The organism is Leuconostoc kimchii IMSNU 11154 (assembly GCF_000092505.1).
Classification (GTDB): domain Bacteria; phylum Bacillota; class Bacilli; order Lactobacillales; family Lactobacillaceae; genus Leuconostoc; species Leuconostoc kimchii.
In genome coordinates this window covers 1,382,213-1,395,640 of the sequence record NC_014136.1, presented here as the reverse complement: position 1 = coordinate 1,395,640, position 13,428 = coordinate 1,382,213, and the positions used below count along the sequence as shown (strand labels likewise).

Annotated in this window: 12 protein-coding genes; 1 reads left to right on the top strand and 11 read right to left on the bottom strand. The window is 38.2% G+C overall.

Features of this window, described 5'->3' with window-relative positions; genetic code table 11:
* Nucleotides 1-14: 14 nt before the first annotated feature.
* From LKI_RS07605 to LKI_RS07570, 8 genes are all read right to left on the bottom strand, one after another.
* Nucleotides 15-1,616 (bottom strand): peptide ABC transporter substrate-binding protein, encoded by a 1,602-nt coding sequence (locus LKI_RS07605; protein ID WP_013103556.1) that lies wholly within the window; start codon nucleotides 1,614-1,616, stop codon nucleotides 15-17.
* Between the two features lie 222 nt (nucleotides 1,617-1,838).
* Complete coding sequence (locus LKI_RS07600) at nucleotides 1,839-2,966, bottom strand: 5-methyltetrahydropteroyltriglutamate--homocysteine S-methyltransferase (protein WP_013103555.1); 1,128 nt, start codon at nucleotides 2,964-2,966, stop codon at nucleotides 1,839-1,841.
* A 217-nt stretch (nucleotides 2,967-3,183) separates the two neighbouring features.
* Nucleotides 3,184-4,473, bottom strand: a complete 1,290-nt coding sequence (locus tag LKI_RS07595; protein ID WP_013103553.1) for an O-acetylhomoserine aminocarboxypropyltransferase/cysteine synthase family protein — start codon at nucleotides 4,471-4,473, stop codon at nucleotides 3,184-3,186.
* 229 nt (nucleotides 4,474-4,702) lie between these two features.
* Complete coding sequence (locus tag LKI_RS07590) at nucleotides 4,703-5,179, bottom strand: S-ribosylhomocysteine lyase (protein WP_013103552.1); 477 nt, start codon at nucleotides 5,177-5,179, stop codon at nucleotides 4,703-4,705.
* A 55-nt stretch (nucleotides 5,180-5,234) separates the two neighbouring features.
* Nucleotides 5,235-6,362, bottom strand: a complete 1,128-nt coding sequence (locus LKI_RS07585; RefSeq protein WP_013103551.1) for a vitamin B12 independent methionine synthase — start codon at nucleotides 6,360-6,362, stop codon at nucleotides 5,235-5,237.
* A gap of 64 nt (nucleotides 6,363-6,426) precedes the next feature.
* Nucleotides 6,427-7,566 (bottom strand): trans-sulfuration enzyme family protein, encoded by a 1,140-nt coding sequence (locus LKI_RS07580; RefSeq protein ID WP_013103550.1) that lies wholly within the window; start codon nucleotides 7,564-7,566, stop codon nucleotides 6,427-6,429.
* Entirely contained in the window at nucleotides 7,563-8,672 is a 1,110-nt protein-coding gene (locus tag LKI_RS07575) for a trans-sulfuration enzyme family protein (RefSeq protein ID WP_013103549.1), read from the bottom strand. The genes LKI_RS07580 and LKI_RS07575 overlap by 4 nt, the downstream gene beginning before the upstream one ends.
* Nucleotides 8,669-9,574, bottom strand: coding sequence for a homoserine O-acetyltransferase/O-succinyltransferase family protein (locus LKI_RS07570; protein WP_013103548.1), 906 nt, complete (start codon nucleotides 9,572-9,574; stop codon nucleotides 8,669-8,671). The genes LKI_RS07575 and LKI_RS07570 overlap by 4 nt, the downstream gene beginning before the upstream one ends.
* Nucleotides 9,575-10,099: 525 nt before the next feature.
* Between LKI_RS07570 and LKI_RS07565 the strand changes: the two genes are divergently transcribed.
* Complete coding sequence (locus LKI_RS07565) at nucleotides 10,100-10,426, top strand: thioredoxin family protein (RefSeq protein WP_013103547.1); 327 nt, start codon at nucleotides 10,100-10,102, stop codon at nucleotides 10,424-10,426.
* A 63-nt stretch (nucleotides 10,427-10,489) separates the two neighbouring features.
* Here LKI_RS07565 and LKI_RS07560 read toward each other — a convergent pair whose 3' ends face one another.
* Genes LKI_RS07560 through LKI_RS07550 form a run of 3 tightly spaced genes read right to left on the bottom strand, consistent with a single transcriptional unit; the run spans nucleotide 10,490 to nucleotide 13,354 of the window.
* Nucleotides 10,490-11,353 (bottom strand): S1C family serine protease, encoded by an 864-nt coding sequence (locus LKI_RS07560; RefSeq protein ID WP_013103546.1) that lies wholly within the window; start codon nucleotides 11,351-11,353, stop codon nucleotides 10,490-10,492.
* Between the two features lie 35 nt (nucleotides 11,354-11,388).
* Nucleotides 11,389-12,672 carry a sensor histidine kinase gene (locus LKI_RS07555; protein ID WP_013103545.1) on the bottom strand — a complete coding sequence of 428 codons (1,284 nt, stop codon included), beginning with the start codon at nucleotides 12,670-12,672 and terminating at the stop codon, nucleotides 11,389-11,391.
* Nucleotides 12,665-13,354, bottom strand: coding sequence for a response regulator transcription factor (locus LKI_RS07550; protein ID WP_013103544.1), 690 nt, complete (start codon nucleotides 13,352-13,354; stop codon nucleotides 12,665-12,667). The genes LKI_RS07555 and LKI_RS07550 overlap by 8 nt, the downstream gene beginning before the upstream one ends.
* Between the last annotated feature and the right edge of the window lie 74 nt (nucleotides 13,355-13,428).

The window sequence follows — 13,428 nt, the reverse complement described above, 5'->3', positions numbered from 1 at the left end:
TTGACTCTTATGCTTTATTCGGCGTATTTATAATTTTGGTATCCAACAACCGGATAGTTAAGATGACGAACTTTTTTATTTAACAAGTGAACATTTGAAACTTGATATAGCGGTGTGACACCATTAAGATCGTTATTTAACGCAGCTGCTTTTTTCTCTAAATTATAACGCTTATCGTTTGCTTCACCTTGCGCGTTAATTTGATCAATTAGATTATCATACGCCTTATTATGCCACTTTGTAAAGTTAATTGCGCCACCTGAATAGGCCGTATCTAAAAAGTCGATAGGATCATTATAATCCGTTGACCAACTCAATGTTCCTGCTTGGAAATTACGATTATTAAATGCAGATATTTCAGCATTTAAAGGCATTCTATTTAATTCAATTGTCACATCTGGTAATACAGTCTCAATACGTTGTTTCAAATACACACCAAGTGATTTATACGCATCTGTATCCGCCATATTCAAAGTTAATTTCAGTTTCTTTTCACCGATCTCACTTTGTGCTTGTTTCAAATAATCTTGCGCCTTTTTCTTATCAAACGGTAGATCCAGTCCATGATTCAGATCTTGACCTGCTACGCTAACCTCGCCACTTGGAATAATAGATTTAGCAGCTGTTGAACCATCAGCCAGTGTTTGCTTTGCTAACACATCACGATCAATAGCATAGCTAATAGCGCGCTTAAAGTTAGTATTACTAGCTATTTTGTCCGTAGAATTCCAAACAATAAAGACAACGCGCCCCTTTTGTTTAGATTGGATATCAGCTGCATTCGTCTTTTTCAAATCAGTTAGAACGCTACCAGATATTTCAGCTTCATCAACTTTACCAGATAAATATTGTTTACTTGCTAATGTCGCATCAGTGACAACGGTTGTTTTGATCGTTTGATAGTGTACATCTTTCGCATCAGCATAATGCGGATTCTTCTCGAACTGCCAAGTCGTGGCAGATTGATTCCACTTTTTAATTTGATAAGCACCATTAGAAACCGTTGTTGCTGCCGTCTGTCCATACTTTTTACCATATTCTTTGACTTTATCGGTGTTAATCGGATATAACTGATTAGCCAAAATGAAATTGAAGTATGGCACTGGATGTGACAACGTGATTTCAACTGTTTTAGCATCCGGCGCTTTAATACCTAAAGTATTAATATTAGCACCTTGCTTTCGAATGGCATCATAACCCGCCAAATCTTTAAAATGATTCGAACGTGTTGATTTAGAAGCCGGATCAACCTGTCGTTTAGCAGAAGCTACAAAGTCATTGGCAGTAACCTGACTGCCATCAGACCATTTTTGATTTGATTTTAACTTGATACGGTAGACAGTATTATTTTTAGTTGGTTTCACGACTTTATCTGCAACACCAGCTACAATACTACCTTTTGCATCCATCGTATAAAGCCCTTGCAAAGTTTGAGTCTCAGCCCAATTTGAACCAACATCATCAGCAAAATTAGGATCTAACGTCGTAATTGTATTTTGAACTGTCACATTAAGTGTTTTACCCGTTGTATTTTTTGGCTGATTGTTTAAAAAACTATAGCCACCAACCAGCACAACTGCTGCTAAAATTACCCCGATAGTTAATTTTTTATTCATTTTATTATTGAACCTTTCGCTCACGCTGTTCGCGCCTTCGTATGATTATAAAAGCTTACCACATCATTAAAATAGATGATATTGCGTAATCAATTCAAATTAAATCAGCGATCCAATCACTAAAACAAAGATCAAATTAACAACACACACTTATAATCTTAAAACCTTTATCACGTATCAAAAATGATGCGATCATATGACAGAACAGCACCCAAACAACTGTTATTGTCCCCAAACTGTATTCTGAATATCACGAACTAATGCTAACTTCTCCCATTGTTGTGCTTCCGTGATCACATTGCCTTCTTCTGTTGAAGCGAATCCACATTGCGTTGACAACCACAAACGATCAAGTGGCAAATATTTGGCTGCTTCATGAATACGATCAATAATAACTTGTTTATCTTCCAATACACCTGATTTTGTTGTGATGAGTCCAAGTACGACACGTTTGTCCCCAGACACTTTGGCTAATGGTTCAAAACCACCGGCGCGTTCTGAATCATATTCCAAGAAATACGTTGATACATTTTCTTGTCCAAATAATTCGTCAGCAACTTTCTCATAACCACCAGCAGCAGCCCAGTCGGAATGGTAATTGCCACGGCAAACATGCGTATTGATAGTCAAGTCTTCTGGCAAATTTTCTATTGCACCATTATTTAAATCAACATATATTTTTTTAAGTTCATTAACATCAAAACCAGCACCTGCCATTGTTTCCCAGAAATTAGGATCTACTAACATGCCCCAAGTACAATCATCCAATTGCACAATACGTGCACCAGCTTCGTATAACGCCAAAATTTCTTCGTGATAAACGCGCTTGATGTCCTGATACAAATCATCTACTGAATCATAAAAACGAGAAATACCTTCAGCATTCACGCCTCGGAATAATTCAGCATAAAACTGTGAAGGTGACGGAATCGTAATTTTGGCTTCGACACCTTTTTCATCAGCTACCGCCTTCAAAAACTTAAAATGTTTGATAAATGGGTGCGTTTCTACATTAAAGCCTAAACGACCACTGAGACGTGCAGAATCATCACGCGTTTCTTCATGAGCGAATTGATAGCCTTCGCCATAGTTAAATTGTTCTACGCCATCAAATCCCCAGAAGTTATCCAAATGCCAATATGAACGGCGGAATTCACCATCAGTCACAACATCTAATCCAGCAGCAACTTGCTGATCCACAAGTCGTGAAATTGTTTGATTCTCAACTTCTTCTAGTGCATCATGTGTTATTTTTCCTGATTCAAAATCTGCACGTGCTTGCTTTAATTCAGCTGGACGCAAGAATGAACCAACGTGTTGGAATCCTATTTTTTTAAGTGTTGTTGTCATGTGTGTTCTCCTATTTTTCAATACAATATTAATTACAATAACCATTTTAGCTATTAAAGTGCCGAAATTAATTCAACCGACCTCATCAACCGCACCACTACCCTTTAAAAAGACAGCTGTCACGATTTTATTAGTATGCAAATAATAAATATTTTGACAATTAACAATCATTGATTTTCCTCTCACCGTGTCAAAATAACACAAAACTAGTCATTGTTTATACTGTCTCAAGTGCTGATGATAACGCAGCAATCAAATCATTAACATTTTCAATACCAATTGAAACACGAATCAAGTCTGGTGAAATACCAGCAGCAGCCAATTGTTCATCACTCAATTGTGCATGGGTTGTTGATTTTGGATGAATAATCAATGATTTAGCATCACCAACATTGGCCAATAGCGAAAAGATGTCCAAATTGTTAATTAACGTCTTAGCGCCCTCTTCGCCTTGTTTCAAACCGAATGTAAAAATGGAGCCGACCCCTTTTTCAAAATACTTATCAGCCAATGCTTTGTAAGGTGAATCTGATAATTCTGGATAACTGACCCAGGCCACCTTCTCATGATTATTGAGAAAGTCTACAATTTTACGGGCATTTTCAACGTGTCTCTCAATACGTAATGATAACGTTTCTAATCCTTGCAGAAGATAGAAGGCTGACTGTGGTGATAGTGTTGCACCAGTGTCTCGTAAGTACTCTGCTCGTATTTTTGTTACAAACGCACCAGCACCAAGATCGGCCCAAACTAGACCATTATACGATGCCGTGGGATTAACAAAATCAGGATATCGCCCAGACGCAACGTAGTCAAAATCGCCTTTTTCAATCACAACACCACCTAATGTTGTACCATGGCCACCAATAAATTTCGTTGCAGAATGTACAACGACATCAATACCATGTGCCAAAGGTTGTGTCAAAAATGGTGTCGCAAAAGTTGAATCAACAATCGAAATGATACCATGCTTTTTAGCAATCGCAGCCACAGCTTCAAAATCAATAATATTGATTTTGGGATTACCTAAACTTTCAAAGAAAATCACTTTTGTATTTTCTTGAATGGCTTCTTCAAAGTTTTTTGGTTCATCTGGGTCAACAAATGTGGTTTCAATACCCAATTTCTTCAATGTTTCTGAAAAGAGTTCTACCGTCCCACCATACAAAGTTGAAGCAGCAACGATATGGTCACCACTACCAGCAACATTTAAAATGGCAGCAGTCACGGCGGCAGCGCCAGAAGCTAAAGAAATAGCTGCTGCGCCACCCTCTAATGCAGCAATACGTGTTTCAAAAACAGTATTGGTTGGATTGGTCAAGCGACCGTATATGTTACCGGCATCTGTTAATGCAAAACGTCCTGCTGCTTGCTTTGTATCTGAAAAAACATAAGCAGCTGTTTGATAGATGGGCGTGACGCGAGCACCAGTAGCAGAATCTGGTTCTTCCTGCCCTGCATGTAGTTGGCGTGTTTCAAAAGCGTACTCTTTATTTAATTTTGTCATAATTTAACCTATTTTCTATTCTTTTTATACTTCCTTAATGAGACGGCAAAACAGTATACAGACACATTCGGTACCAGATCAACCCTGTACCTAAAAGTGTACTGAGTGCGCGTGTAATGTCAAAAAAACGCTGTGGGGTTATTTTTTGCATTGCGACGTTCTCCTTTTTTAAAATTATGTACAGCACACCATTACTTGTGCGCTAGTCGTATCATCGATTCATTATTTTTTATACAATTTTTCTTTCAAATGCATCACTTGAAATACCTTGGGCCAGAATAATTTTAGCCCACTCTTTGGCAGAATGTAGACTGTGATCTTTAAAGTTACCACAACTTTCAATTTCAGCAGCAGGTACTTCGGTTACCTCATCACTCACGATCTTTTCTAGTACTTTTTTAAATACCTTGGCCAATGTTTCGGCATCGTAATTCACCCATGAAATGACATGGAAACCTGTACGACATCCAAATGGCGAAATATCAATAATACCGTCAATTTCATCACGAACTAAGCCTGCAAATAGATGTTCCAAAGTGTGCAAACCACCTGTTTCAATTGCTGTTTCATTGGGTTGTGTCAAACGTAGATCGTAATTGGTAATACTGCCACCCTGAGGACCGTTTTGTGACTCAATCACACGCACATAAGGTGCCTTAACTTTTGTATGGTCCAATGTAAAACTTTCAACAACTGTTTCTGTCATGATTTTTCTCCTCGTTAATCACTAAATTTTTATCAATCTTTGGTTCTACTATGCTTTAAGCCAAATACTTATCAGCAATTTTTTTAACTAATCTTAGCTTTTGCCACTGGTCTGGTATCGTCAATACATTACCCTCTTCTGTTGAAGAAAAGCCACACTGCGTTGAGAGTGCCAAATTTTGGGCTGGCACATATTGCTCTGCATCATGTATACGGTTAGCGACATCCGCTTCATCTTCTAAATCAGCCGATTTTGACGTCAGTAAGCCAAGCACAATTTCGACATTTTGACGGTTGTTCCAAATAGCTGCCAACGGTTTAAAATCACCAGAACGCGCATCATCATACTCTAGGAAAAAACCGTCATAGTTCAATTGCCCCAAATATTTAGCAATTGGTTCATAACTGCCTTCAAACAAATACGTTGATTTAAAATTACCACGGCAAATATGAGTTGAAATTTTTAAATCATCTGGTAAACCAGCCAATGCTTTATTAATCACATAAACATCATCTGCGGCCGTCTTTTCATATTCAGCATACGCCACTAGATTATCTTTGTTTTTATTTAATTGTGCAATTAAGTACGCCCAAGTCGTGTCGTCTAGTTGAATATACCGTGCACCTAAATCATAAAAATGCTGCAACGTCTCATGATAGGCTTGTGCTAAATCATCTAAAAAATCAGACCATTGTTCGTAATACTTTGACCACAAATCAGAACGATGATCACGATTAATGATCAAAGACGGTGATGGTATGGTTTGTTTAACTTCGACACCGTCGGGTACAATTGATTTCAGGTACGTAAAGTCATCAAAGAACGGATGTTTCAAATTGGCATGTACCTTACCATTTAAACGCACATTTGTCGTTCGTGTCTTAGCACCTTGAAAATGATACGAATCCTCTTGTTCATAAAATTCAAAACCACCAAGTTGACCTAAAAAATCTAAATGCCACCATGATCGGTTGAATTCACCATCTGTTACCGCAAGCAGTCCCACTTTGACTTGTTCGTCAACAACCTTTTTTATCTCGCTATGTTGCACTTCTAGCAAAGCGTCATGATCTATATTTCCCTTTGCAAACGCCTCCCGAGCCAATTTTAAACGTTCCGGACGCAAATATGAGCCGACGTGGTCAAAATGATAATGTAACTTTGTTTGAGCTATTTCTACCATGATTATTTTGCATGCTTGATCACACGACCAAACATACGTTTCTCCTTTCCTTTATAGTATATTCTTAAATTAAAGCTAACGCTTGTGTTAAATCAGCAATCAGATCATCCGCATCTTCCAAACCAACGGAGAATCTTAGTAACCCTGGTGTAATACCAGTATCACGCAATTCATCTGCATTTAATTCTGCATGACTCATCTTTGGTGGATAACTGATGATGGTTTCCACCGCCCCTAAACTCACTGAGAAAACGGGTATTTTTAATGCTTCGACCACTGTTTTAGCATGAGCTTCTGATCCAACATCAAAGCTCAAAACTGCACCACCTGACTTTGACTGGTTGGCATGAATGATGTGCCCTGGGTGACTAGCCAATCCTGGATATAACACACGTTCTACTTTATCATGTGTTGACAGATAATTGGCTATCTTTTGTGCTGATTGGCTGGACTGTGTCATGCGCACGCCTAATGTTTTAATGCCTCGTAGCAATAGCCATGTATCAAACACACCTAGTGTCGCCCCAACTGCGTTTTGCATAAAATAAATTTTTTCAGCTAAATCACGACTATTCGTCACGACCACACCAGCTAAGATATCAGAGTGTCCTGATAAAAACTTGGTTGCTGAATGTACCACGATATCCACGCCTAAATCTAATGGCTTTTGTAAGAATGGCGACAAAAATGTATTATCTGCAATTGTGATTAAACCATGCGACTTTGCAAGTGCTACTACGGATCGAATATCAGTAATATTAAGTACCGGATTGGACGGCGTTTCAATATATAATGCCTTTGTTTCTGGTCGAATAGCTGACTCAATAGCATCTAAATCAGTGAAATCTACAAAATCATGCGTGATACCCCATCGAGGTAACACATCAGATAATACTCGAAAAGTACCACCGTAGACATGCTTGCTAACAACAATATGATCACCAGCAGATAATGTGAACAAAACACTGCTGATTGCAGCCATCCCTGTGCTAAACAGATACCCATATTTGCCATGCTCTAATTTTGCAACAGCCTGCTCTCCCGATTCTCGTGTTGGATTGCCAGATCGGGCATAGTCAAATCGACCAAAATGATCAAAATCAGGTTGATTAAAAGTTGAACTTAATTGTATTGGTGTATTCACAGCACCAGATAATGGATCATGCGTTGTTGCAGCTTGAATAACATCTGTCCAATCGCTCATTGCTTTGCTCCTTTTATGGCCTGTGTTAAATCATCTAACAAGTCATCTTTATCTTCCAAACCGGCACTCACTCGAACCAATTGATCTGTAATACCCAAGTTAAGACGTTGCTCTTGCGTCATATCGTGATGTGTTTGTACTGCTGGAATAGTAATGAGTGTTTCTGGTCCACCCAAGCTTTCCGCAAATGATGCAATATGTAAGCCTTTCAAGAAGGCGTCAACATCATAATCATCTTTTAAATAAAAACTAATCATGCCACCAACACCCGCATAATTAAGATGTGATACACCATCAACTTGCCTTAATTTGTCTGCTAAATAATGACCGTTTTCATTGTGCCGTGTCATACGTAAATGTAACGTCTTCAAACTACGAAGCAATAGCCAAGAACTAAAAGAATCTAAGACTTGACCACTTGTTACCAAAGCCTTCTCTAATTGCTCAGCTAATTCGTCGCTTCCCGCAATCACAGCCCCTGCCAAGATGTCATTATGTCCACCAAGATACTTAGTCGCCGAATGTACGACAATATCTGCGCCTAGTGTCAAGGGCTGTTGAAAAATAGGTGTTAAAAAGGTATTATCAACTGCAATTAAAATATCAGGATACTTTGCTTTAATGGTTTGGCTGATGCGTTTAATATCAAATAATTTCATCATCGGATTTGAAGGTGTTTCTATCCAAATTAATTTCGTTGTAGTTTGTATTTTTGTTAAAAAATCATCTAAACTACTACAGGCATCGTAGTTCACACCCCATTGTGTCACAAGCTTATCAAAGTAGCGGTAAGTGCCACCATAAAGATCATTACTGGTTAGAAAATGATCACCTGTCTTAAGCACTGTTGAAAACACTAAATCAATCGCTGACATGCCTGAACTCGTTGCAAATGACTGTACGCCATGTTCCAATACAGCTAATTGTTCTTCTAAAATATGCCTAGTCGGCGTACTCAAACGTGCATAATCAAATCCTGTCGATTCCCCCAACCCCGGGTGGCGGTATGCTGTTGAAAAGTATAGTGGACTAACGATTGCTCCCGTCTTTGCATCATCTGTTCCATTACCGCCTTGCGCTAGAATCGTATCTATTTTGTTAGTCATACTATTTTTTCCCCTTTGTACTCATGGTTTATTGCCGGCAATACGTCCACAATTTCAGTACGTTGTGTCTCTGCTATTAATAATTTTCCCCAATTAGAAAAAATTTTTTCAGCACTCAATTGCCAATTATTATTCGGTTGATCCTGAACATAATAATTTTCTGGTTTTTGTGTTTGCGCATCTTTTTTAATATCACGTTGATACTCATCTTCTAAAGTATTTGTATCATATTCCAAATGTCCCGTAATATAAGTCGAATGTATGCGTTCATCGCGTAAAATAAAGGCACCAACTGAATCATTACCTGCTACTTTTAAACGCCGTGCAACACCTGCGTTTGGAATTGTAAAATATCGTGAATGTGGCATGGTAATCTGTGTTAAGTCAGCTGTTAATTGACTTCTTTGATTTAAAATATGATCGACATGGTAAACACCATATATTTTTTTAACACTACGTCTCACAGGAAAGTTACGTTCAGCGTATCCCGCACCATAAGCGGCCCAACAAGTAAACAAATTTTCTTTCACGTGCGTCTTTCGCCATGTGAGTAGTTGCTGGAACTCTTGCCAATAGTCAATATTTTCAAACTTTACACGATCGACTGGGGCCCCTGTAACAATGAGCCCATCATAAGATTTTTGCCAGATATCATCGAACGTCGCGTAATTTTTCCTCACGACTTCGGCATTATTTTTGATATGGTGAGTCGCCGGAATAACAAACGTTACACGTACATTGACCGACAATTTTGTAAGTAATTGTGCAAATTGCCTTTCTGTTTGTAAACGATTTGGCATGAGATTAACCACTAAAACATTTAAAGTGGGTTGTAATAATTTAAAATCACCTAGTGTCAACCGTTCACGTTTTAATAGACCGTTTTGTAATATAACGCTCATTTTCCCTTTATCCTCCCTAATCTTATTGTTCAATATTTTATGAAAACAAAAAACGTCCCGTAGTCTTTAATATAGACTACGGGACGTTCCAATAACGTGTTACCACCCGGTGTTCATGCAGGGCTCTCGCGCCCACACCTTAACGTACGCCCATCAGAAATCGTCGAGAACATCTGTGAAAGCCTCAAGGTTATACGTTGTGCGTTAACGAGCACTACCGACTTCAACTTACTGCGCTATACATATGAGTACTCGCTTGCTCGTATCTATGAAACTCCAAGACCATTTTCCAACTTAATATCTTACTCGATTTCACCAATCACGAGCTCTCTTGCTAAGACGCTAGTTGTACTTATCTCTTCAATGTTTATGTTGTATTTACTATAACTGTTTATCAATTCGTTGTCAACAACATTCTCAAATTTTTTTGTCACTATTCTCATATTTATTATAATTGAGCATAAAGACAGCAAGCGATAAAATATTGTGCTATAATTCAATCATTAATTTTAAAGAGGTATAATCATGTATCAACCAAATCATAATACCGATGTGACTATCGAAACGCATATAAAATCAAAAGGCCGTCATATCTTATTTTTGTCAGCTGATTGGTGTGGTGATTGCCGTGCTATTAAACCCTTTGTTCAAAACATTAAAGACACCATCACCAAAACATCTAGTTGGATTGATGCCGACCGTGACGAAAACATTGCAGTAGCCACCAATCATAATCTACGTGGCATTCCTTCGTTTGTTTTATTTCAAGATGGTGAGGAACTATCTCGTATAGGTCATGGTGAACGTTTGACACCAAACCAAGTACTTGATTGGTATGAAACAACAATCTAATATCAGTTCATCATAAAACAGCGTATACTCGTTTGAGTATACGCTGTTTTATGATGAATAACACTATTTTTCAGTCGTATGAATAAAGTCTTGAACAACATCTGAAGGGATAGCAAATCCCATGCCTTCAACATTTGTGCCATCATCTGATGAAGCAATTTTTGATGAATTAATACCAATAATCTGTCCTGACAAATTAATTAAGGGACCGCCTGAGTTCCCTGGATTAATCGCAGCGTCAGTTTGAATAACAGTCGCAGTGCTCCCATTTTCTTGCAATGACAAATGACGGCGTGGTGCAGAAATAATGCCACTCGTCACAGATGTCGCGTAATCGGATCCCAATGGCGATCCAATTGCTAATACCTGTTGACCAGATTGTAAATCAGACACTTTCCCAAAAGTTGCCGCTGTCTTTATCGTATTTGTTTTTGCTTTAATTACCGCAATGTCCTTCTCGGCATCTGTCCCAACGATTGTCGCCTTAACTTTATCACCGGAGGCAGTTATAATTTGTAAGGCGTCAGAGTCCGCAACAACATGATTATTAGTAATCATGTAAATATCACCATTTTGAACTTTATAAATAACACCTGAACCCTCAGATGCTGTTTGTTCGGTGGTTGTTTCTCCTTCTTCTTGGGATGAACGACCAAACAAAGCTGAAAAATCACCACTTGCTTGACTATGATCTTTTTGTAAATTTTGAACAGTTACAACAGTATTTTTTACTTTATTGTAAGCTGTCGTTGCCTGATCATTACTAACATAAGCAACATCTGCAACATTTGCTCGGCCCGTGATATTCGCTACTTTTTTAGAAACAGGTTGTTGCTGAAACCACGAATTTGGCTGTGTCCCAGAATAGACGACGCCACCACCGACAATTGCAGCAACAACAGCAACAGTTAACAAAGAATATTTCATATGACTCTAACCCTCCTATGCAAAACAATTTCAATTTAAAGTGGTAACGTTGTTTTAAAAATGGTCCCTTGGGGATGATTGTCTAAAATAACAATTTTGCCACCATGTGCTTGTACGATCCACTCAGCAATAGACAATCCCAAGCCAGTGCCTCCAGTCTCACGACTACCCGTTTTATCTTCACGATAAAAGCGATCAAACACATGTTTTTTGGCGGCATCACTAATCCCACGACCAGTATCCGCAACACTTAATATAAATTTACGCTTTTCTATTGTCGCCGAGATAGATACAGTAGCACCCGCATCGGAATATTTCATTGCGTTATCGACTAACAAGACCAGTAATTGATGAATTCTTTTTTGATCAATCATTACCGGTTGTGTTACTCGTGTTGATAACAACACCTTTTTCCCTTCGAATTCAGCCATTTCTTGGTATGGTGCCACAATCGTTGCTAGAAAATCAGCAATATTTGTTGGTTCTTTTTCGACTCGAGTCATATTAGAACCAGATTTTGCCAAAGTCAACATATTGTCAGTTAGAGAAGTTAACCGACGCACTTCAGATAATGACAAGATAATTGCGTCTGATTGCTCACGGACTGTTGACTCTGGACGCGTTAGCATGTTTTCTAATTTTCCTTGGATAACAGCCATTGGTGTCCGTAATTCATGCGCTGCATTGTTGACAAAATCTTGCTGTTGTTGCCATGCCCTAATGATGGGTTTCATGTTTTTCAAACTAATCCAATAAGAAACCATCAAAGCAAGCAAACCAAACGTACCAAATGACCATAATAACACTTTTTTAAACTGATTTAAGTTAAACATCGTATCTGTTACATTAACTGTAATAATGCCGTATTTAACTGGCTTACCATCATTATTCCGCGTACCGTCCACAAAGGCAACACGCATGCCACGATAATAATTATCACCAATTGCAATTGTTTTTGGCCTATATGAAACAAATTGTTGGGTATATTTAAATTGTTTCTTGTAAAGCGATTGCATTGATTCTGGTATACGGTCGTCAAGCACTAACTTTTTGTCCTTATCGTAAACCCAAACATCAGCCAACATATTTGACTGCAACAAAAGGGGCGCCTTGCGATTAGAATCTGAGGAATTTTGTAGTGCACCGGCCAAGTCAAACTGTTTAATTTGCTGTGTTAACGCCGTATCCGAATTTCGAAAAATTGTACGCGTATATGACCAGTAGATGACACCACCAAGAACAGTAAATATCACAAAAAAACTCGCAATCAGCAAAAGGAACCCTCGGATTTGCTGTTGTTTGTTAATCACTTTAGGCATCATTAACCTCTAAAATGAACCCAATATTCCGTAATGTTTTAATCAAATCGTTTTGCCCAACTGCCTCTAATTTTCGTCGTAAATTATTCAAGTAAATATTCACAACATTAATCGTTGTGTCAGAGTCGATACCCCAAACACGATCAAAAATCTGATCACGTGTCACAATGATGTTTTTGTTTTGAGCCAGGTACGTCAAAATATCAAACTCTTTCCCCACCAGCTTTACTTGTTGCCCATGCACTTGCACACCACGGTTTTCTAGATTAATCATCACATCCCCTACGGCAATCATATTATCTTCAGAATAAACACCTGCACGTCTCAGTAACGCCTTGACGCGTACCAATAATTCTTCACGATAAAAAGGCTTCGTTAAATAATCATCTGCCCCAACGTTAAAGCCCTCAATTTTATCATCAAGTGAGCTTTTAGCTGTTAATATGAGCACAGGTGTTTCAATATCATTTTTACGCAAATACTTAATGACTTCAAACCCATTTTCACCAGGCAACATTAAATCGGAAATAATGAGATCATATGGCGACTCCTGACCTTCAAACTCACCATCTAGGCCGTTATCTACAACGTTAACATCTGCAAAATCTTGTAAAAAACCCACAATATTATCTGCAAGGTTCACATCATCTTCAATTAACAAAATTTTAATTGCTTTAGCCATTTTCATATCTCCATTGTAACGTTTTATTGATCTAAGTGTAATACTTTATGATTAATAGGAGATTAAATCTCTCT